We start from the raw sequence: 22,890 nt of genomic DNA, 5'->3' as shown, positions 1-22,890 counted from the left end.
GATATTATTTATGAATTGGGAACGTAAATTAATTTAAATAAAACTTGTATTTTTGATGTGATATCACTACATTTGCTGTGGAAGTAATTGCAATGATACAGGGTGAACCAGATACACCTCACAACCTATTTCTATGCGTTAACCCCTTACTGTGAATAATATTCAAAGTAGAGATATATATTATTAACTTAAATTTCGGGTCTATGAAAACAAAAAATTATCTATGTGCGATACTTACCGTCGCAGGTAGTGCTTTTGCGTCCCAACCGATGTTGGCATCAGCAAGTGAGCTGAATTTGCCTGGTGTGATGATGCAGCAGCAAGCCGTTCGTGGTATTGTCACCGATGCCCATGGTGAACCGATTGTAGGTGCCACGATTGTTGTGGTTGGTAAAACCACAGGTGCCATTACGGACACAAACGGTCGCTTTACACTTTCTGTGGATGCTGGTACTCAACTTAAAATTTCTTACGTTGGGTACAAAACAGTGACGGTACGTGCAAAAGACAACATGCAGGTTTCACTTGAGGAAGATGCCGGCCAGCTGTCAGAAGTAGTCGTAGTCGGTTATGGCACGCAGAAGAAAGCCAACCTGACGGGAGCAGTCTCGACGGTTGACTTGAGTAAAACCATGGCAGGCCGTCCTCAACAAGACGTGACGAAAGCCCTGCAAGGTGCAGTGCCAGGACTTACTATTACCTCATCGAATGGTAGTATTAACGGGCAAGCATCTATGCGTATTAGAGGTGTAGGTACCTTGAGTAACAAGGCGGTGAGCAATCCGTTGATTGTCGTAGATGGCGTGCCTATGGATGATATCTCATTCCTGAACACACAGGACATTGAGAGCATTTCAGTGTTGAAAGATGCTGCATCCACTTCTATCTACGGAACACGTGCTGCTTTCGGTGTTATCTTGATTCAAACCAAGGGAGCACACCCTGCAGAACGCACCACTGTGACGTATAACAACAACTTCTCTTGGGATCAAGCAACCTATTTGCCAGACTATCCCGACGTGCCGACACAACTTAAAATGGCTTTGGAAGGAAAAGCCAACGCAGGACAGTACGAAGTAGAATTGTTTGGTATGTACTTCGACAAACTTCTGCCTTACGCTGAAAAATGGAAAGCACAGAATGGTGGCAAGATTGGTTATGGCGAGATGAGAAAATATGTCAGTGACGATAATGTGGGTGATTATGCCATGATAGGTGCCACACCTTATTATTATGCAGACTGGGATATCAAGAAAATCTTTTTTAACAATGCTGCTCCTTCACAGAGTCATATACTCTCAGTACAAGGCTCGTCTGGTAAAACCAATTATTATTTGTCATTTGGCTATGATGAAAAACAGGGGTTGATGAAAATTCATCCTGACAAGTTGAACAAATACAACGCATCGGCTAATATTACGAGTAATGTCACTGATTGGTTACAAATAGGTGCACGCATCAATTTCACGCGCAAGATGTACAAACGTCCTGACACCTGGTCAAGTACCTATCAATATTTGTGGCGTTGGGGATCATTCTTTATCCCTTCAGGAACAATAGATGGATTGGATCAGCGTGTGGTCGCCATGCAGAAGCAGGCATCAGACCGTCGTACAACGGTTGACTTAACCCGCTTGAATACTTTTGCAAAAGCTAACTTAACTAAAGAGTTGACCCTGAATGCCGATTTCACCTATATGATACAGAACATGAATAGTGGCTCTGAAGACTTTTCTGTTCATGGTATTAACTGGGGTGGAGTGAAGCCAGGATATATTGTAAACCCAAGTCAAACTACTGTTTGGCGTGACAATTCAAAGAGCAATACTTGGACACTCAATGCTTATATGGACTATGATAAGAGTTGGGGAAATCATCATTTCAAAGCGATGGCTGGTGTGAATGCCGAGAAATCCGACTATATTTACCTCTATGGAAAACGTAGTGGCTTGTTCGATGAGCAAATGCCTGAATTGAATTTGGCTTCACAAGAAGGACAAGACATTAAGTGGGAGCACTCAGCAAGGGCTTCGGCAGGTTATTTTGGACGATTGAACTACGATTATAAAGGCATCTATCTCTTAGAACTGAATGGTCGTTATGACGGTTCTTCACGTTTCCCACACAATGCTCATTGGGCTTTCTTCCCATCGGCTTCGGCAGGTTATCGCTTCTCTGAAGAGACTTATTTTGAGCCTTTGAAGAAGGTAGTAAGCAATGGTAAGTTGCGTGCGTCGTTTGGTGAAATTGGTAATGAGGCGATTGGTAATTATATGTTCGAAGAACTCATCAATCAAACGAATTCACGTTATGCGTATTGGGTAGAGAACAACGCTGCCAATGCTAATAAGCTGACCATGTATAATATGCCAAACTTAGTTGCTAATTCCTTGACATGGGAGCGCATTCGCACTATTGACTTAGGCTTGGATTTAGGCTTCTTCAATAACGAATTGATGCTGGGCTTTGACTGGTTCCAACGTGAAAACCGAGATATGTTAGCTCCATCGCAAGTCTTGCCTGACGTATTAGGCGCCGCTGCACCTTATCAAAATGCAGGAACGCTGCGCACACGTGGCTGGGAATTTAATATCAACTGGAATCACACCTTCGGAGAGGTGAATGTATATGCTAACTTTAACTTGAGTGATTCTAAGACTACGGTACAAGAGTGGCGCAATGATGCGAAGCTGTTGAATACCAATTACTCAGGTAAGGTTTATGGTGATATTTGGGGATTCGAGACAGATAGGTATTTTGAAGAATCAGATTTCACGGGACGGAACGCCGATGGAACATGGAACTATGCAAAGGGAGTTGCCTCACAAAAAGGCTTGGAGAAGGGCTCTTTCCATTATGGACCTGGTGATGTTAAGTTTAAAGACTTAGATGGCAGCGGCGTTATCGATGGTGGTAAAGGCACTGCCGATGATCATGGCGACCTGAAAGTGATAGGAAACTTCTTGCCTCGTTACGAATATAGCTTCCATTTAGGTGGTAATTGGAAGGGATTCGACTTGGATTTGTTCTTCCAAGGTGTTGGCAAGCGTGATGCTTGGACTATCTCATCGCTTAACTTCCCGTTGATGCGTAGTGCAGACTTGGCATCTTATGCACATCAGGATAGTTATAACAGGGTGCTTTATTCGGATGATTGGAAAACGATAAAGGGCTATGAGATAAATCAAGGTAATCGTTACCCGCGTTTGTTCCCAGGAAATGATGGAGGCGGTACGGTATCAGGTATTAGCAACGGATCGAATAACTATTATCCACAGTCACGCTATCTGACGGATATGTCGTATCTACGATTGAAGAATATCACGCTTGGTTATACACTTCCTACAGCCCTGACACAGAAGGCTTATATCCAAAGAGCACGTATTTACTTCAGTGGTAATAACTTATTCTTGTTACACAAAGGACACGATTTACCTGTAGACCCAGAAGTGAACACGGGTGATGGTGAGAGTTACGGTGGCTGGGGACGTACAGCACCCATCACGCGTACATTCTCTTTTGGTGTTCAAGTAACCTTATAGTGTATAATTCCTAAAAATCAGCAATTATGAAAAAGAGCATTATTTTAGGTATTGGTTTGATAGTGGCGATGTCGAGTTGTAATGACTTTCTGGACATCAGCCCGTACGACACCTTTACCAATACCCCAACATATTGGAGTAATTCCAGCAACTTAGACAACCAGTGTAACCACTTCCTGAATAACTATGTAGGTTATGGCAACGCTGGCGGTGGTGGATGGTTCTATTTTAAGACCTTGAGTGATGACCAAGTAAGTTATCACGATAACTTGTGGTCTTACACCAACGTGGTTTCTTCCTCTGGTAACTGGTCAAATCCATTAACAGAAATACGACGCGCCGACTATATTATCCAGGGTTTGAAAAACTCAACGTTGGCTGATAACGTGAAGAAAAGCTATGAAGGTATTGCACGTTTGAACCGTGCCTGGCAGTATTATCAGTTCGTAAGAGAATATGGAGACGTGCCATGGGTAGGTCATGTGGTGTCTACTGACGATAATGACGTGCTGTATGGCTCGAGAGTAGATCGCGATATTGTTATGGATAGCGTGCTAAACGATTTAGACTTTGCGGCCAAATACATTCAGGGAAGCAACAAACAGCGTTTTACCGCCGATATGGCATTGGCAATGAAAGCGGATGTTACTTTATTTGAAGGAACCTATTGTAAATATCGTACTGCTAAAGAAAATGCTGGCAAAGGTCCGGATGTGGCACGCGCCCAAAAGTATTTGAATGAGTGTGTGTCGGCATGTGAGGCATTGATGAAGAAGGGATACAAACTCAATGATTCTTATCAGGGTATCTATAATTCGATAGATTTGAGTAAAAATCCTGAAATCATTTTCTACAAGCCTTATTCTCAGAACGTTTTAATGCACTCAACAGTCGATTATACCTTGAATACCAGTGGTACACACGGTATGACAAAGGATGCCTTTGATGCTTATTTATTCTTGGATGGAAAGCCAAAGGCTACAACCGCATTGGATAATACCGATGCAGTACAGGCAGATGCAAATGGTGTTTTTAACATCAATTCTTTGCTTGCAGTGCGTGATAAGCGTCTGGCAGTAACTATAGATACGGTTTTGGTATTTAAGGGAAAGCCTTATTCGCGTGCTGGGTCGAATGAATTTACTTCGACCACAGGTTATGGTGTAGCCAAATATGATAACCCTAAGGAAATGAATACCACTGACCGAAACAACATAGGAAAGCAATATACCGATTGTCCTATCTATTGGTTGTCTGTGATTTACTTAAATTATGCGGAAGCGAAAGCAGAGTTAGGCAATCTAACTCAAGCAGATTTGGATAAGAGTGTGAACCTTTTACAGAAGCGTGCAGGCTTGCCAAACATGACAACAACTCCAGAGGCTGACCCCGCTAACAACATGAATGTTAGCAACTTGTTGTGGGAAATCCGACGAGTACGCCGTTGCGAGTTGATGTTCGATAACTGGTATCGCTACTGGGACTTGATACGTTGGCATCAACTTGATTTGTTAGATTCACAAAATCATCCCAATATCTATCTTGGCGCTAACTTAAAGTATTTGAAGAATCCTGAAGTTGATGTAAATGCCGATGGATATATGATTGGTTCGAATACTTTGAAGCAGATTCGTACCTTTGACAAAAAGCATTATTTCTATCCTGTTCCAACAGGACAGATAACGCTGAATAAGGAATTGAAACAGAATCCAGGTTGGTAACTGGTGCTTGAGTGTAACGAATGTTACATTTCACAGGTAGAGCCACGCAAGTTCTTACGATAAAAAGAATTTGTGTGGCTCTTTAACGTTGCCTCCAATGTTGGATGCTTTCCATGTTTCTGCAAAGTTGGTGTAATGGACATTTGGTAGACTGAAATAGCCAGCCTACCAAATGTCCATTACGCCTAAACTTGCCTCTCCAATGTGCGCTTAAACATTATTTATGAATTGGGAACGTAAATTAATTTAAATAAAATTTGTATTTTTGAGGTGATATCACTACATTTGCTGCGGAAGTAATTGCAATGAAACAGTGCGAATCAGATACACCTCACAACCTATTCTATGCGTTAACCCCTTACTGCGAATAATATTCAAAGTAGAAATATATTATTAACTTAAATTTTGGGTCTATGAAAACAAAAAATTATCTATGTGCGATACTTACGGTCGCAGGTAGTGCTTTTGCGTCCCAACCGATGTTGGCATCAGCAAGTGATTTGAACTTGCCTGGTGTGATGATGCAACAGCAAGCCGTTCGTGGTGTTGTAACCGATGCCCATGGTGAGCCGATTGTAGGTGCCACGATTGTTGTGGTTGGTAAAACCACAGGTGCCATTACGGACACAAACGGTCGTTTTACACTTCCGGTAGAGGCTGGTACGCAACTTAAAATTTCTTACGTTGGGTACAAAACGGTAACGCTTCGAGCAAGAGACAACATGCAGGTTGCGCTTGAGGAAGATGCTGGACAGCTTTCAGAAGTAGTTGTTGTGGGTTATGGTACACAGAAGAAAGCCAACCTGACAGGTGCGGTGGCTAATGTTGATGTAAAAGAAGCCATTGCCAGCAGGCCTATTACAGATGTAGGCAAAGCTTTACAGGGAGTTACTCCAGGATTGACCATTACAAATAAGATAGGAGGCGTAGGAACGGAATCTACCATTAAACTACGTGGTTCGATAGGTTCTTTAAATGCTTCAAGCGGAACGTCTCCTTTAATTTTGGTTGATAATGTTGAAGTACCCAGCTTGAATCTGGTCAATCCTGATGATATCGAAACCATATCTGTACTTAAGGATGCCTCATCTGCTTCTATTTATGGAACACGAGCAGCGTGGGGTGTTATCTTGATTACGACAAAACAAGGTGCTGCCAATGATAAAGTTAGAGTGTCTTATTCTAATAATTTTGCATGGAACACACCGACCGTCATGCCCAAATTGGCTTCCGCCTCTGATAATGCTGACTATATCTGGAGAATCATGCAGTCGGAAAAATTGACTCAGAAGTCCAATATTGGCTATACCATAGACCAATATGCCATCAAGAAAATCAAAGAATGGGAGCAGAAATACGGCGGTATGTCGCAAGATGCATTGGGAGAGATGCAGGAAGGCCGCGACTTTGAGATTGTTAATGGCAAAACGTATTTTTACCGTTCTTTCGACCCTGTGAAGGAATTCACCCACAAGTGGACACCACAACAAAATCACAGCTTGTCGATAACTGGAGGGAACAAGAACACGCAATATAATATCAGTTTGAGTCGCTTAGGTCAAAAAGGCGTTATGAAATTCAACACTGACGAGTATGACAGATACACATTGCACAGTAATATTACTACGGCAATCACTAAATGGTGGAAAGTACGCTCTAACATATTGCTGACGCGTTCTAAAAAAGAGGAGCCTTACCGCTTTACATCCGGACAGTATGATGCTTGGTTCTATTTGTTGCGTTGGCCTCGTTGGTATCCGTACGCCGATTACAAAGGAAAGCCATTCCGCTCGGCAGTAACAGATATCAAAAATGGTAATCGGGAAAGCGTCACCTCAACATACGTCCGTGCCAACTTGGGGACTGAGTTGAATCCTATGAAAAACCTGTCCGTCAATTTTGATTATACATTTTCGTATGCTAATGATGCGCAGAAGCGTAATGGAGGAAAAGTTTTTGCATACAACATGTTTGCAACCTCTCCTTTCAACAGTTACGAGCAAATCTACTCCAGCTATCATGATGCCGTAACACAAAACAGCATGTATACCACACAACATATTTTCAAAGGATATGTAACTTACCAGTTCGACTTGTTAGATAAGCATAATTTTAAGTTGATGGGTGGTTTTGATGCGGAAAAGCGTGAAAGTCTTGGACATCACTCTAAACGGCAGGGATTGATAAGTCAAGACCTTCCTGAAATAGCACTTGCGTCAGGTGATCAGTATTCATTTGAAAGAGGTTCAAGCTATCATACCCATTTCGCAGCAGCAGGTTTCTTTGGGCGTATTAATTATGATTACATGCAAAGATATCTGTTCGAGCTGAATGCTCGTTATGATGGTTCGTCTCGTTTCCCCGTTGGAAAGAAGTTTGCTTTCTTCCCCTCTGCATCTGCAGGATGGCGTATGTCAGAAGAAAAATTCATGCATTGGGCATCGCCTGTGTTGTCTAATCTGAAATTACGTGGATCGTGGGGTACCATAGGAAATCAAGATGTGGCACCTTATTCGTTTATGTCTGTAATGGCGATGAACTATTCGGGTTGGGTAGTCGGAGGTAAAAATATGGCTTCGCTGAATACTCCTTCCGTTATATCTCCTACGTTAACATGGGAACGAGTTACAACGTTAGATTTCGGTGTTGATGCTGCATTTTTCGACAATGATTTGAAATTTACGTTTGATTGGTATCGTCGTGTAACATCTGACATGCACACCGCGGGAGAAGCCTTACCTGCTACGTTTGGAGCGAAAGTACCAAAAGTTAATTACGGAGAACTTACGGGCACAGGTTTTGAATTGGGCGCCAGTTATCAGCATTTATTCAAAAATGGCTTAGGTATTTCGTTGGGGGCAACATTGTCTCATGTAACGGAAGAGATTACTAAATTTAACGCCCAAGACCGCAATATCTATGGCAATTACCAAGGTAAGAGGTTAGGCGAAATATGGGGCTATACATCCGATAGGTTGTTCCAAAAAGATGACTTTGACGAGAACGGTAAACTCAAAAAAGGTATCGCGTCGCAAGCCCTGTTTGAAAGTGGAAACTTCAAATTTGAACCTGGAGATGTAAAATACAAAGATTTAGATAAAGATGATAAGATAACATACGGAAAAAACACCGTAGAAGACCATGGAGATTTGTCTGTTATTGGTAATGAGCTTCCAAATTTTGAATACAGTTTCAACTTAGGAGCATCATATAAAGGATTTGATGTCAGTCTTTTCTTCCAAGGTGTAGGAAAACGCGACTATTGGCCAACCGGTGCTGTGGGTATTGCAGGAGGTGGCTCTGGATATATGGATGCTGCTTTTGACCATCAAATGGATTATTGGACGCCCGAACATACTGATGCGTTCTATCCACGCCCCGTTAACATGGCATGGACATCAAATGGTAAAAGCTATTTGCGGCAGACTCGATTCTTAGAAGATATGTCTTATCTACGCTGTAAAAACATTACGGTGGGATATACGTTACCGGCAAAATGGGTACAAAAGGCCTATTTCCAAAGCTTTAGAATATATTTCAGTGGCGAAAACTTGTTTGAGTTTGATAACATGAAATTGCCGTTAGACCCTGAGTCAACAAATTATAAAGCTGGCTATGGAAACAGTAGCTGGTCGTTTGGTAGAAGCTATCCGTATACAAGGACATTGTCTTTTGGTGTACAAGCTGTATTCTAACTCTTAAAAAGCAAATAATATGAAAAAGCAAATATTTGGATTGGGACTATTCCTGATATCCATTACATTCACATCATGTAATGATTTTCTGACCTTGGATCCACTGGATACCGTGAGCTATTCTCCAGATTTTTGGGATAAAGAGTCGAACATTCGGTTGTCGACATTAGATTTTTATACCACTTACTTCCCTGGATATAGGTCGGGATGGTCGCGTGCTGATTGGTTTGCCGATACCAATGTTGCAGACTGGACAGACGACATCGCACAATTGAAAGCAACATTCTTTACAAAGGTCGCACCGGTATCAACAAGTGGTTCTGGTTGGAACTTTGATAACGTTCGTGCGTTAAACCTGCAAATAAATAGCATTGAAAAGTCGGCCTTGAACGAAGAAGCGAAGAAGCACTGGTTGGGCGTAAGTAGATTGTTGCGTGGAATGGAGTATGCTTCGTTAGTTGAAAAATTTGGAGACGTTCCTTATTATGCAGATACGATAGCGCAAAATAATTATAATACACTTTACAAAGCACGGGATCTGCGTACGGTGGTAATGGATAAAGTGTTAGATGATTTCAATTTTGCTGTTGAAAATATTCGCGTATCCGATGGCAAGGCCGGATTGACAATCAACAAAGATGTAGCGAGAGCTTTTGCGTCGCGCTTCATGTTGTTTGAGGGTACATGGCAAAAATATCGGGAAAAGAATAACGAAGCTGCAAAAAAATACTTGATGGCTGCGAAGATTTTTGCAGAGTCCATCATGAATGAGGGCAAATATAAATTGTGTAATAATTATAAAGACTTGACCACGTCTATGGATCTCGCCGGTAATCCGGAAGTCATTATGTACCGTGCTTATGTTGAGTCGATTGTAACACACAGTTTGATGGCATTCCAAAACACAGAACACGAGGAAAAGGCACCTTCAAAATCCTTGATCGACTCCTATCTAACCAAAAACGGTCTTCCTATAGGTCAAAGTGGTAACAATATGTTTAAGGGCGATAAATGGTTCTATGACGAAATCGCTGATCGTGACCCTCGCCTGTATGCCAATATTGATACGACGGGACTTTTTTTGACGGGTGTTGTAGATGTTTGGGCTGTTTCTGGCTATTTTGGCAACCGCTTTGTAAATGAATCGCTAAAATACTTGCCTGGAGGTAGAAGCAGCACTTGCATTACGGATGCTCCTGTTATGAAATACAATGAGGTGTTAATGAATTATATTGAGGCGGCTGCCGAGTTGTCTACTTTGGGCGCATACAATTTGACGCAAAAAGATTTTGATAAAACGATAAATGTTTTAAGAGATCGGCCGAGCACCTCTATGCCTCATGTAACTTTAGATGGTGGGCAATTGAAGGTAAACGGTGTTGTCATCAACGATCCTAAACGCGACCAAGATGTTTCGCAATTGTTGTGGGAGATACGTCGTGAGCGGAGAGTTGAGCTGGTTTTCGAAGGAATCAGGTTCAATGACTTGCGCCGTTGGAGTAAACTTAATTATGCTGACATGAGTCTGAATCCCGATTTGAATAGAGGGGCATGGGTAGATAAAGATAGATATGTACAATGGTATAATGCCAAATATCCGAATAAGAAACCGTTGACTGTTGAGAATTTGAAAGGCGTACATCTTGACGGAGGCGGAAACAGCGGGTACATTTTGCCAATCAAAGATAAGGGCAAAATGCGTACTTATTCAGAGAAAGACTACTTGTATCCTTTGCCCAAGGATCAAATCACATTGTATGAGTCTCGCGGATTTAAGCTTCCACAGAATCCTGGTTGGTAGACATGAGTCCTGACTGAGAGATTTTAAGCTTATTGCAAGAGTTTTTCGTATTGCCACTTACCATTCTGTTCAAGTAAATATGAATCGTCGGAATGGTGAGTGGCTTTTAGTTTTATATCATCCATAAGGGTTCCTTGTAACTTACAAGTGGTTGTAATTAGATTTCATCAACTCAATGACAAACAATGGTATATATGCTACTCTCGTAGTAGGGCTTAACCCGAACTGGGATATTATTACCCAATTTCAACAAAACCTGCGATAGTAAAACGGAAAAGAAAAAAGAGCTGTAATCAATGATTAACAGCTCTTTAATTTTATGTCGGGATTACTGGACTCGAACCAGCGACCTCGCGCCCCCCAGAGGCTGCCAACTGCGCCAAATCCTACTCTGATAATCAATGAGTTACAAAAAATCTCAATTCTCGGTTTACATCTAAGTTTACACCAACTCCAAAACCCTGATTTAGTTTATAATTTTTAAATTAGACTATGGGGCTTACCTTTGCTACAAAGGTAAGGATTTTAATTGAAAAATTGCGCACTTAAATCGGGATTTCTGTACAAATAAAAAATGGACAAAAGAAGTACTCAAGACTTCTTTTATCTCCATCTTTTATATATGGTAATTTATGTTACTTTATTTTAAGAATGTTGTATAATAATCTTAATCTTTTTCTTCTACATCATCATCTACTTTTGATTTAATAGCTTATTAAATGCTTCGAAAGTTTTCTTAGTAGATAGGCTGTCTGATTACAATTTTGACAATCGTTTCTATCTCCTTGCTAAAGTTTGCTTTTTGCTTTTCATTTGTCATTTTATTTTAGTCAATTCTTGGCCATCTAATCTTCCGTTCTCTGTTAGTATCTTACACTTGTGTGTAGTGAAGCCAAACTCCTTAATCTGTGTACCTGTAGCGGTGCGGTTAATGCCGTACTTTCGATAAAGCTTTTTCAATAACGATTTAAGCTGTTTGTTAGAAATGCGATCTCCATCATCAAATAATAGATGGAGTTCGCACCTCATCTTTTCAAAATTCATATTTAAAACTTATTGTTATTTCTTGAAATCTGTATCCGTTTATTTTCTTACCATTCAGCGTTTTACTTGTTTTCTCATATCGGCACATAGTCTAATTCTTTATCAAAGTTGCTTTTGGTTTAAATGTGTCTATCCCAAGTTTGGTGAATTGTTCGGCAAGTGCTTCTTTTAAATCCTTGTTGCTCATGAATTTACCTTGCTTGTAGATATTACGGAAAGCTTGGTTCAGTTTTTTCTTGTCTTCAACAGATTTCATCATCTTGTTTTTATTCCATCTTAAACTATTCATTTCCTTTATAGTAAGCCATTTCTTAAAACTTCTGAACTCTGGGTATTCCCAATCATATTCTTTGCTTGGATGATCGAGATAACTAATTAACAGCTGCTTATAGCTAACTGTCAAGGCTTTCTTTATCTGTATATCAAAATATTCCCACTTCAAGTTATAATCGAAAGCTACAAACTTATTGGAGCTGTCATAGCTTCTTATAATGCTAACCTGATCTTTGTATTGGTTCTTTAGCCTGTGCTTGAAGATAAATGATTGTCGCTTTAACTCATTAAACTACATCTTGCCATTTACTATGGAAACGAGTTGCTTATCTAACTTTAGATTCTTGGAATAAACACTTCTTTCTTTATCGTCCATTTTCCCCCAACCTCTAATCATCAACTCACCCTCATTTGCCTTATCGACCATCATCTTTTCAAATTCTTCATCGGTCTGCATGTGGTTGGATTTTGAATAAATGTGTATTAACGAGTTTCTAAACACATTTTGATAATTCTTGTTATCTCTCAAACGACCTGCTATCTGTTCTAAAGTAGTGGATATATCAACTAATGTGCTATCCCTGTTCCCATCGCTTGCAACGATAATCAGTCCGTTATCGGTAAACATATTGCAGCCTTGAAATCCTTTTTTGGTGAAGAAGTTTATTTTCTTGTTTGGTGCCAATTCTGTACTTGCTGCTTCTATCTCATATTTGCCAACGAGAATCCTGTTTCTTAGTCTATCCGCACAACTAACCTTAACCATGCTTGGGTCGAGTTCTAAAGTAGAAACTATCTGCTGTATGCTTGTAACTGAATTAAGGAAGATGAATAAAGATTCAACTTTCGTTTCCACTCCATGTTTATTTGGCATTATTATTCCGTCTTGCAAGAAACATGCAATAAGGTTGGTAACTCCTCTTACGGTATTACTGGTTTGGTAGGGAAGTATTTTTATCTTGGTGAGATTATTCCATATTACTTTATAATGTGGTAACATTTTAAAGAAAGTTATCTCAAGATCATCATCTATGGGAGTTGCAGAAAGAAAACTGTAATGTGTGAACTTATTGACATTCTCTATCAATCCCATGATGGCATCTTCTCTATAATCTATATCTTCAAGTATCAAGTGGTATTCATCTACTACTAACTTGTAGTTGTTTACATCATTCATCCATCTCATTAACTTCGGCAAAGAATCATAGGTGACAGCTATTTTCCTTACCTTGTTCTCTCTGATGTATTTTTCATATTCATATTGCTTTGTACCACCATAGCACTTGAATGTCTTGTACTTATTGTTTTTATCTGCTTCGATGCTATCTACTAAATCTCTAAATGGGCAAACTATAATGTAGTTGCTCTTGCAGTTTGCAGCAACCCACGTTCCGCCACAGTCTGGTTTTGTCTTGTTGATTACTCCATGAGGTAATCCATCTTGAAATTCTGGTAATTCAGATAAATAACGATGGTCTCCACCGCTAATAATAGTCTAATTCATTCTATAAGTGATTTGGATCCATATATTCAATCTATTGTCTGTTAGCATTCCTCAACTACATAAAATCAATTTTATGCTAACTTTATGCGAAAAGAATATTTTTTCTATTTCTTATAGTAAACCTTGAAAAAAAAGTTTCTTCCTTTCCTTATCTATGGTATGGGATTATCTTGTTAAAAAATTCGGGTATCAGTTTAGTCTGATAGTAGAATTCTAAATTTAGATGCAAATAAAAGCTGCCTCTTACAGCAGCCTTTATTCTCTCTTATAGAATTCATCAGGTTATGTCTGATTATTAAAGATCGTATTCTCTCTTATATTTTGTCTCAACCCTCAGCCATATTTATTTAATTATAGGTTGGAGGTTCTTCCTTGCTCTCATTTTAAAGCTAAAGTAGCATTCGAGTCTTCTTTTCAATCTGTATTTATCAAAAATTTTACATAGCAAATATAATGATTCGGAAACCAAATTCCAAACAAAATCAATAGAAAATAAAGAATTGACCTTAGAGACAACTAAAAGTCGATATTTATTAATCAATGGACATTTTAACATTTGGGTATATATAAAAGTTTTAGGAGTAAAAATGTCATGTGTATGAAACTCTATTCAGATTTATCTTTTTTATCTAAATCTTATCCCATTCATGATAGAGTGAGATGTGTTATCATGTACATGACTCTCACAAGGAATATTACGTCTAACTTAATAAAATAGGGATAGGCTTAACCCGAACTGGGGTAATAATCCTTACTTTAGACAGACAGAAAGCAATAGAATTTTGAGGAATTAAACATTGTTTCTTGCAATATAAAGTAAAGTCGCACCTAAAACTAAGTCCAATTGTCCATATTTCTTAATAGCTGGAACAAGAATTTGACGTACATACAATTCTGGAATAGGTGATTCACATCCTTTGCTATAGTCATCATAGAAATAGACGATGCAATTCTCATATTCAACATCTGATAAATTCTCAACAGTAGTCATTAATTCAAGGATAGACTTTAAAGCATTAAATGTTTTCCGCTCGTTATGCAAAGTACCGTTTGTCATTAGATACATGAAACAAGCATGCATCATGCGTTTATGCTCTTCTTCTCTATAACTTGATGTCTTCTCTTTTGAATTCCCCTTAAAATTATCCATCTAATTCATTTTATTTCTGACTGTTCAAATATTATTTGCGCTGCAATTCATGAAACATGACTTAATCAGAATTTTCACAAGCTTCTATCAGTGCTGCAATTGCCATAGAAATTTGGATTAAGCTCATCTTTCTGCCAAACAGATAATAAGGTGCTAATTTAACACTGTTTGATGCACTGTCAGCAATATCCATAATTTCACTCATTAAAACTGCTATTGTTCTACACTCTGTTATTACCCGATTTTTATTTGGATAAAGAGAATTAGCTTCATATTCAATAGCTTGTATTTTAGGTTCTATTTGTTTGAGCAAAATGTTTATTTTGTTTACATTACTGAAAGTTGAAAAAAGTCCCATATATTCTATAGTTTAAAAATTTAGTATCTTGTTATAAAACTCTTTTGGTTTTGAACCTTTTGGAATATATTCTATAAAAGTAGCAATCAAATTCTTTTCTTCCTCCGCAAAATTGTTATCAACCATTGCCGCTTTATTTAATTGCTGAATTAAGAATTCTTTGTCGCCTATTCCTTGAAGTGTTTCAAACATGTCTTCGTCGTCAATATCAATAGAATCCCTTATTAGACTATTACTTACATTTAGCTCTTTAACTAATAATGTAAAGTAAGCCTTTTCTTCTTCTGTTATAATACCATCGGCACTAATAATATATAAAACAGCTTTAATGATTGCTTTTTTCTGAATAACCGAAAGTTCATGAACTTCTTTAGAGGACAGATGTGATTCAGTGTTATCTGTCGTAATAAAATTTGAAAAATTAATTTTTTTAGTCATCATAATAATATTTAGAATTAACAACAGCTTATTTAGCATAAATATTTGTTTCTCATTCGGTCAATTGTTGTATCAATTAGTTCAGATATCTCATTGGTGGTAACTCCTAATTGACTGGCATAACCCACTAAAGAATCTAATAACTCTTTGCGAAATTCACCAAATGAGATTTCTATAAGTGATCCTGTCATAATTCCCAACCCCTCGTTATTAGCATCTTGTACTAATTTTTTACAATACTCTTCTATTTGGTTCTCAAGTCCTTTCCTTATGTTATAATCCATATTACTATTAAATGTGTTATAAGTTACAAATAAGCAGATATACTACATAGAAATCATTTACATTCATCGTGTATCCCTAGAATAAAAGCTTCAAGCGATTGATGGATTTGTTTTTATCTTCTCACTTTTTCATATATTTTAAATGGATAAATCAACTAAAAATGCTCTTTCCACCGCTCTACTATAGTATCATCATATTGTGATATTATATCTAGTTGCTCTTTGGTTGCTGTTATCTCTATTTCATCTTTGGGCAATAAGTATTTCTTAATAATATATGTCTTTTCTGAATCTTGCAAGCTCATTTTTTTTAGCACGGAAAAAACAGCATTCATTATGTGTAATTCTATAAGTTGAGTTCGTGAAAGTCCAATTGAATTAACAAACTTCATTATGGAGTCTGCGTTTGCTAACAACTTTTTTCTATTAGTTGGATAGCAATCATGTACTTTGTCTCTTGAGGATAAATTGGAGTATTCTTCCATCTTTGATTGCAAATTTCTCTCTTCGATTATTTTTCTCCCTGCAGTGTGCCATACTAAAGATGTTGTTACTTTACTAACTGGCACAAGCAAATCTCCAATGTCTCTGCAAAAACACAAATCTTCATCATAGATGTCGTTTCCAAATAAATTCCAGCTCATAATAGTTTTATTTTAAATAAATAATTATATCATTTGATTAGTGAATGTATTTAATATCAAGTGCAACATTTCATTTTCGTCATTACATTGTGATATGTTGTATATGCTTGGTGAAAAAAAATATAGGGAGCTTGCGATAGACGTAAGAAAAAAAGGATAGATTTTTTCTGATCCGATGCAATTATAGGCTTTTCTCAAGGTTATTAGTTTTATATTGACAAAATTTTGAAACCATTCATCACCTTTGTTCTGCAAGTTAGGGGACAGTAGCCTAAAAGGCATCTTTCCGTCAATTTTTACATTGATAAGATTTTGTGGACTAGTTCCTTTTTTGTCTATAGAAAGTAGTATTTTACATGCCGTTTCTACGTACACAATAATTCTTTCATGAGAGTTGGGATGGAGCCGTGATGCAACTATGGCAGACCTCAAGGGTTCATTTCGCATTTCTCTATTAAGCATCTCTAATGTTTCTTCAGACCCCACGCCAAATAATAAAGAAATGATTTGAATGAATTGCCAAATATTTTTGTTCTCAATGTTTTTACATATCCTCTTTTCATTAGGAGATGTTATGTCACAATAGTTTGCGAGGGAAACATACGGATAATAAGCAAGTTGATAGCACTCTGCGTGCTTTAAGTTTTCTTTTTCCAACAAAGAGAAAAATACCTTTTTATCTGTGAAGTTAATTGTTATCATATATTTCGTTTACATTCTTTTCCAAGTGATTAATCAAGTATCCACTTAGGGGTAACGCTTTGTAATTCACAAAACGATGATACTACACTGTCGATTGTTTGGCGGATAATAATTTCAGATTTGTAGTCTGAATTGCTGTTCTATCTTATTTTACAATTAACTTCTACTAATGTCACTTAATATAGCACTAACGGGTCCTCCAATTCCAAAGATTATAAATAAAATAATCTGGAATGTACTTGGATTTGATGTTATATTACATATCCACCCCCAGAAAATAATCCAAATAATAGCAACTTTAATGCTTCTCATATTTTTGGAGTTTTAATAGCAAACTGTTTCCCAGAAGTAAGCGATTAATAATTAGATAGATGACAAAAGCGTGGGAACTATTGCCGCTATCTCCTCTGTGGTCGTGGAAATTACCTACTGCAGATAACACACAATAGCCCACGCATTGAGGTATATTATTCCCTTTGGTAAGAGTTTAATAATCCCAAGCGTGAGCCCTGCTGTCATCATCCTTGCAGTATTGAAATTTTCCACGTTTCAGAGGAAGGATAATTAAGCAAACGCTCTTTTATTAATTTGAGCCTTTAAAACGCATACGCTCTCTGGCGCACACTTGTACTCGTAGGCAAATATAAGCCTTTTTCTTTAATAAAAGAGATTTTGCTCTAAAAAAAATGCTATAATTGTAAATTTATCTATTTTCTTTACAAAACTAAGTTTATCTAATTTCTTTATATAACTAAAGGTACATTTTAACAACTAGAGCTATCATACTATTAATCCTCGCTAATTTGTGCCTCTATTTATTTAATCAGTTGAACTCCTGTTTAATTCTTTGAACAGTGCTTATTCCCTTACCTGTGAGTTTGGCGATATTCCTAATGGAGTAGCCTTTCTTTAGGTAGAGAATAACTTCCCTGTACTCCTCCTTTTTCTGCGCACTACTTTTTACAGAACCAACCTTACGGCCTAACTTGCCTCCACGCTCAACGTACAACTTCCTGCCAGAATTTAGTCTAAACTTGATGTTTTCTCTTTCAAGTTGAGCACACGTGGATAAGGTTGCAATCATAATAGGTGCAAACATGGTAGGTTTTCCCTCTTTATCAAGTAAGGTAAACTGCTCTTTCTGCATATATAGGTTGATGCCGTTGTCTATGAGTAATTTGACAGTATCAAGTACTTCAAAGGCATTTCTTCCAAGTCTTGACAACTCACTAACTAGTAAGCATTTAATTTTATTTGTTATGCAATAGTCTATTGCTTCCATCAAGACAGGTCTGTCAGTATTCTTCTTTGCTCCAGATATATGCTCCTCATATATCTTGGAAATTGTGAGATTTGTGAACTCTGCATATTTTGAAAGGTCATTAACTTGCCTTTGTGTGCTTTGCCTGTCTCCAACTGATGAGACTCTGGCATAAATAACTGCTGTTGTATTCATATTATTCTTTGAATAAGTTGAACTCATAGTTTAGTGTATTCAAGCAATCATTATAGATTTATTTGAACACATTGGTTATTTGAACACAGGAGCACTACCAATTACGGTAGTGCACTTGTAGTTTTAAAAATAATTGTATTCCTGTAAAGCCTCACATGTCATCCACTGACAGCTATTGAGGCTAAATCCATATTCGTTTTCGAGCGTTGCCAAAAAGTCCTCAAAATCATCATATTTATCTACGGCCTTGACCTGCTCATCACTGAGACGGATCTTGATTAGTGAAGCTGTGCAGAAATCAAGTATAATAACATGTCTTACTTCCATATTTAGATCCTTCCTTCATCACGATAGCTGTAATAGCCATTATTTGAAATTATTAAATGGTCTGTGAAGTGGTATCTTAAAATCTCACATGCTTCCTTTATTCGTCTTGTCAGCATATCGTCCTGTGTGCTTGGGTGCAGATTGCCGCTTGGGTGATTGTGACACAATAAGATTTGAGAGGCATTGGTAAGTAGTGCTCCCTGTAATATCATTCTCACATCAACGGCAGTCTCAGAAATTCCACCCTCTGAAATAGTGTTATATGCGATAACTTCACTTGCTTGGTTGAGATAAAGCACCTTTGCATATTCTCTATATTCAATTGTTCCCTCTTTGAAAGTTGGGAACAGTATTTTATAGGCTTCTTCTGAACTCATTACCTTACCTTGTTTCTTACAAGTGGGTTTATATTGTAGTGTTACTTCGGCTACTTTGAAATCCATATCCATAATATTAAATGTTTAAAATTAAAAAATAAAAGGAGACACCACAGTGGATGCCTCCTTCTCCCTAATCAATAACCCATTCAACCGAGAAACCACTGATATGTGGAATCTCCATGAAGTGCGTTATTTATGCCCACAGCTACCTCTGTTGCGTTTACCGCACGTGTAAGGTAACTGTCAATATAGCTCGACTTGTTGCTCTCTGTAAGGAGATTATGAAAGTCAAACATAGAAATCTCATTGTTCTTTACCCCAAAATGTTTGTCAGAATAGTAGCCACGGCAAACATTGTTAATTTGACTGTCTGTGATAAGTAACTTGGGTATGTCTCTGTTGTCAGGTATGGCTTGGTATAGTCTGCAACGTCCAATAATCTGTGCAAACTGCGTTTCTGTGAGTGTAGTCTGCGATAATGTTTGCATCAAATGAATATCCTTTGCTGGATTGAAATTGTAGAATAGTTCCATCACTCTTTGATAGAGGTCTTGAACGCTTGAAACTTCGACCTGTAATAATGTACCATCGCCTGTAAGGACTTGGTTACTGCAAATCAAAACTCTCCAACCCACAAAGACGGAAAACTTCTCTATGCCCTTGCTTGCCCTATATAGATTGAGGTCGCTGTAATTGCGCACTCCACCTATGCAAAGTTCAAGCTTCTCACCCCTAACTGTTTCATAGATAGTTGGGATGGTGAATGCAAAGGCAAGTCTCTGATAGAACTGTGTCTTTTCAGATTCAAGAAGCTCTGATGCTTTTTTGCCAAGTGCTGATGGTACTCTGCCACGCACGATGTGTGAAACACGAATGTCAGGTTCATTGATAATCTCTCCGTGATAGAAAGTCTTCGCTGCATCGTGAACAGCTTCAATGAATTTCTGATGTGAAATAGTAAGTTCTTGATTTCCCCAAGTTGGGACAACGCATTTTGAAGTGAGGTCTGTCATCGAAATTGCATCTGTATTGGCTTCGAGGAAATTCACACACGCTTTTGTTTTGACAGTCTCAATCTCCTCAAAGGATGTGTACTCTGCATCCGAAAATTCTAATAACGGTTTGTTGGCCACCGTTGGAGCACTAATCATTAAATTTTCCATGATGAATGAATAAAATAGTTATTGAATAGAGTTAAATCGTAAATAAAATATTTTTCGAACAGCTAAATAAATTTAACCGTCTAAATTTGACTAAAGTATTTTATAATTCTATTCTATCAATTCTCTGGAATAGCTTTTATCTAAAGTGAATTAGTGTGTCTAAAATATAGTTATAATCTTATTTATTAAGAATGCTTCCCATGTCATGGATAGGTCTATTCAGTCAATTCTTTTTATTGTTTTTGTAGGGCGGGGGGACTAACTTTGGAGTACACTTTAAGAGCAATGACTTTATATATTTTTTTATTAATGTTAACCAAAAATAGGAATGTTTTGACAAATGTTTGATTTGTATGTTTTTGGTCTGCATTTAAATGTAAATGAAAGCCCAAAATGTTTTTTATTTGTCACATATTTTTTTTATTTTTCTTAAATATTTCAAATAGGGAGATGCTATTAATAGGATTAATTGTGGGAATGTTAATTATAAAAAAAAGAGTAATCAAGCCAGAATTATTTCTCTACTTCATTTCTCCTAAAACTTCAACATTTTTGGGCGAGGGGGAAGAATCTTCTTTTTCTTATTATGTCACATTTCTGAATTTTGAAGAGAATAGGTAATATCCTCGTCCTTCTTTTTTCTTTTGTTCTACAGCTTCAAAATAATCATTGATAGTATGTGAGGTTATAGCCTTAGGGGGCGATATGTTCAAGCTATCGAAAATCTCTTTTAGACGTTTCTTTATCATGGCACACGAGTACCAATGCTGATTTTTGAAATTGATGTTAATAAGTTTTATAATGTCTTCAGAAGATGTCTTTTGCTTGTGTTCTTTTAATATGATGGCCTCTTTCATCTTCTTGGTGCTGTATTGCATAGATTCTATGGCTTCTTTTCCAAACATATCGTATGCTCGTACTAACAGCGTATCTACAAACGACAAATCCGTTTTATATTGTAATTCAGCTTCTGTTGTGCAATCTCCAAGAATTTCTAACTGATTAACAATTTCCACACGTTTCTCTTTGATAGTTAGTCCACTGCAAGCAAACTTCAATTTTTCATAGTCGCCCAACTTGTATTGGTGCCTGATATGTTTAACATTAAAATAATCGCATTCAGTGTATGCCTTACAAAGTGTTTCATGAGAGTTGTAAAAAGTCTTGATATATTCATCGTTTATGTAGTTATCAATAAGAAAGCCATTTTCTTTTCCTGTCTCATCAAGGAATTTGTTGTAGTTGAGCAAAGCTATGTTGTTTGTGTAGACAGTATTCAGCAAGTCATCATTGCAGTTATCTCTGAATGTACAGAGCCTATCATAAAGGAATTTCTCACATTGATAGGAGCAAACAATCTGTGGTCTTGTCCAAATCTTGATTCTGAAATCTGTATTACTGATATGTACAAGTTTGGAAACACCGTTCCGAAATCTGCCAACAACCTGTACCGTGTCCATATATGGGTCAAACATGGTATATTCAGCCTTAAAACAGTCTGTAAGCAAGATTACATTCGGTTTGATATTTGCGTCGTCGAATTCAATATCAAGTGCAGAGTAGAATCGACTTGTCATGAAGTTGTATCGCATTTGTCTGTCACTTTTCCAGTCCTCATAAGCATGCCTAAACCGTTCAGACTTTAATTTCTCAACACTCTTTTGTGAACAGAAAACAGCTGAATCTTCCAATATCCCGAGTTGTGTCATTATGCTATAAATCATATCCGTGTAATTCACAAAGAGAAACATGGGTTGCTCGCTATCTTGCATTTCTGTAAGCTTTTCCTTTAAGGTCTGTAGAACATTGTTGGAGGTTTGCAATTCTATATCCTGTGAATAGTCATTGTCTGGCTTTATTTTCAAAACCTCAAAGTTTTCAAACCTATCATCAGAGAACTCATTTGGAGGGGTAGCTGAAACGATAGCCTTGTTCTTGCATTGGAAGAAAAATTCTATCGGCAAGGTAATATTTGCTCTATATCCACTATCCTTTACCATCTTTTGACATTCATCAAAGAGCAGGAAGTAACCCTCAAATCGAATATCGATATCAAGTTCCTCAAAGGCACTCCGTACTTTACTGAAACTCTCTGGAGTTGTCATTATCTTGATGAACTTGCCTCGCTCCTGACTTTTCAAGACATATTTGACGATGTCATCTGTATAGACACCCTCGAAAACACTGAAAAGATTATCTTTCTTATGTTTTGAATCATTACACTTGCCATAGATTACAGGTCTGTTTGGTTCTATGATTATAGAGTTGCGCTTTGTTTTGATTTCTGTATAGGTGGCACCGCAACCTGTTATGGTTTTATTGAGGATAGTATTTGTTGGAATGGCAGGTAGCACCTCATTGAGATGCTGTACCTTGCCGTTAATTTTCTTAATTATAATTTCCATATT

At 37.7% G+C, this 22,890-nt stretch carries 17 protein-coding genes; 4 read left to right on the top strand and 13 right to left on the bottom strand.

Features of this window, described 5'->3' with window-relative positions; translation table 11 throughout:
• The first annotated feature begins 269 nt into the window (after positions 1-269).
• The 4 genes from HMPREF0650_RS10160 (at position 270) to HMPREF0650_RS10145 (ending at position 10,759) form a co-directional block, all read left to right on the top strand.
• On the top strand, positions 270-3,542 hold the full coding sequence (locus HMPREF0650_RS10160; protein ID WP_245543499.1) for a SusC/RagA family TonB-linked outer membrane protein: 3,273 nt from the start codon (positions 270-272) through the stop codon (positions 3,540-3,542).
• Positions 3,543-3,568: 26 nt separating this feature from the next.
• Positions 3,569-5,263: a RagB/SusD family nutrient uptake outer membrane protein gene (locus HMPREF0650_RS10155; protein WP_004350556.1), complete on the top strand. Its 1,695-nt coding sequence runs from the start codon at positions 3,569-3,571 to the stop codon at positions 5,261-5,263.
• 413 nt (positions 5,264-5,676) lie between these two features.
• Complete coding sequence (locus HMPREF0650_RS10150; protein WP_004350555.1) at positions 5,677-8,958, top strand: SusC/RagA family TonB-linked outer membrane protein; 3,282 nt, start codon at positions 5,677-5,679, stop codon at positions 8,956-8,958.
• Between the two features lie 19 nt (positions 8,959-8,977).
• Complete coding sequence (locus HMPREF0650_RS10145) at positions 8,978-10,759, top strand: RagB/SusD family nutrient uptake outer membrane protein (protein WP_004350554.1); 1,782 nt, start codon at positions 8,978-8,980, stop codon at positions 10,757-10,759.
• A 1,135-nt stretch (positions 10,760-11,894) separates the two neighbouring features.
• Here the strand turns inward: HMPREF0650_RS10145 and HMPREF0650_RS13600 are convergent.
• The 13 genes from HMPREF0650_RS13600 to HMPREF0650_RS10080 all read right to left on the bottom strand — a co-directional run bounded on the left by HMPREF0650_RS13600 (position 11,895) and on the right by HMPREF0650_RS10080 (position 22,887).
• Positions 11,895-12,245, bottom strand: a complete 351-nt coding sequence (locus HMPREF0650_RS13600) for a hypothetical protein (protein ID WP_245543498.1) — start codon at positions 12,243-12,245, stop codon at positions 11,895-11,897.
• Between the two features lie 123 nt (positions 12,246-12,368).
• Positions 12,369-13,433, bottom strand: coding sequence for a DEAD/DEAH box helicase family protein (locus tag HMPREF0650_RS13595; RefSeq protein WP_375342090.1), 1,065 nt, complete (start codon positions 13,431-13,433; stop codon positions 12,369-12,371).
• A gap of 937 nt (positions 13,434-14,370) precedes the next feature.
• The gene (locus HMPREF0650_RS10130; protein WP_004350552.1) at positions 14,371-14,730 is read right to left on the bottom strand and encodes a hypothetical protein; all 360 of its coding nucleotides are present in this window, start codon (positions 14,728-14,730) and stop codon (positions 14,371-14,373) included.
• A gap of 61 nt (positions 14,731-14,791) precedes the next feature.
• Positions 14,792-15,088, bottom strand: a complete 297-nt coding sequence (locus HMPREF0650_RS10125; protein ID WP_004350551.1) for a hypothetical protein — start codon at positions 15,086-15,088, stop codon at positions 14,792-14,794.
• Between the two features lie 12 nt (positions 15,089-15,100).
• Entirely contained in the window at positions 15,101-15,529 is a 429-nt protein-coding gene (locus HMPREF0650_RS10120; protein WP_004350550.1) for a tellurite resistance TerB family protein, read from the bottom strand.
• Between the two features lie 29 nt (positions 15,530-15,558).
• Complete coding sequence (locus tag HMPREF0650_RS10115; RefSeq protein ID WP_040563138.1) at positions 15,559-15,810, bottom strand: hypothetical protein; 252 nt, start codon at positions 15,808-15,810, stop codon at positions 15,559-15,561.
• A 155-nt stretch (positions 15,811-15,965) separates the two neighbouring features.
• Positions 15,966-16,454 (bottom strand): hypothetical protein, encoded by a 489-nt coding sequence (locus HMPREF0650_RS10110; protein WP_040563137.1) that lies wholly within the window; start codon positions 16,452-16,454, stop codon positions 15,966-15,968.
• A 24-nt stretch (positions 16,455-16,478) separates the two neighbouring features.
• Positions 16,479-17,156, bottom strand: coding sequence for a hypothetical protein (locus HMPREF0650_RS10105; protein WP_004350549.1), 678 nt, complete (start codon positions 17,154-17,156; stop codon positions 16,479-16,481).
• A gap of 823 nt (positions 17,157-17,979) precedes the next feature.
• The gene (locus HMPREF0650_RS10100) at positions 17,980-18,612 is read right to left on the bottom strand and encodes a recombinase family protein (RefSeq protein ID WP_004350548.1); all 633 of its coding nucleotides are present in this window, start codon (positions 18,610-18,612) and stop codon (positions 17,980-17,982) included.
• Between the two features lie 123 nt (positions 18,613-18,735).
• Positions 18,736-18,939, bottom strand: coding sequence for a hypothetical protein (locus HMPREF0650_RS10095; protein ID WP_004350547.1), 204 nt, complete (start codon positions 18,937-18,939; stop codon positions 18,736-18,738).
• A gap of 2 nt (positions 18,940-18,941) precedes the next feature.
• Positions 18,942-19,388: a JAB domain-containing protein gene (locus tag HMPREF0650_RS10090; protein WP_004350546.1), complete on the bottom strand. Its 447-nt coding sequence runs from the start codon at positions 19,386-19,388 to the stop codon at positions 18,942-18,944.
• Between the two features lie 77 nt (positions 19,389-19,465).
• Entirely contained in the window at positions 19,466-20,482 is a 1,017-nt protein-coding gene (locus tag HMPREF0650_RS10085; RefSeq protein WP_050774869.1) for a DUF3871 family protein, read from the bottom strand.
• A gap of 584 nt (positions 20,483-21,066) precedes the next feature.
• A complete protein-coding gene (locus HMPREF0650_RS10080; protein WP_004350544.1) occupies positions 21,067-22,887 on the bottom strand; it encodes a DEAD/DEAH box helicase family protein in 1,821 nt (606 codons plus the stop codon).
• Positions 22,888-22,890: the final 3 nt, after the last annotated feature.

This window comes from Hoylesella buccalis ATCC 35310, assembly GCF_000177075.1.
Classification (GTDB): Bacteria; Bacteroidota; Bacteroidia; order Bacteroidales; family Bacteroidaceae; genus Prevotella; species Prevotella buccalis.
The sequence above is the reverse complement of the archived record's forward strand: the minus strand, read 5'-3'. Positions and strand labels throughout refer to the sequence as shown.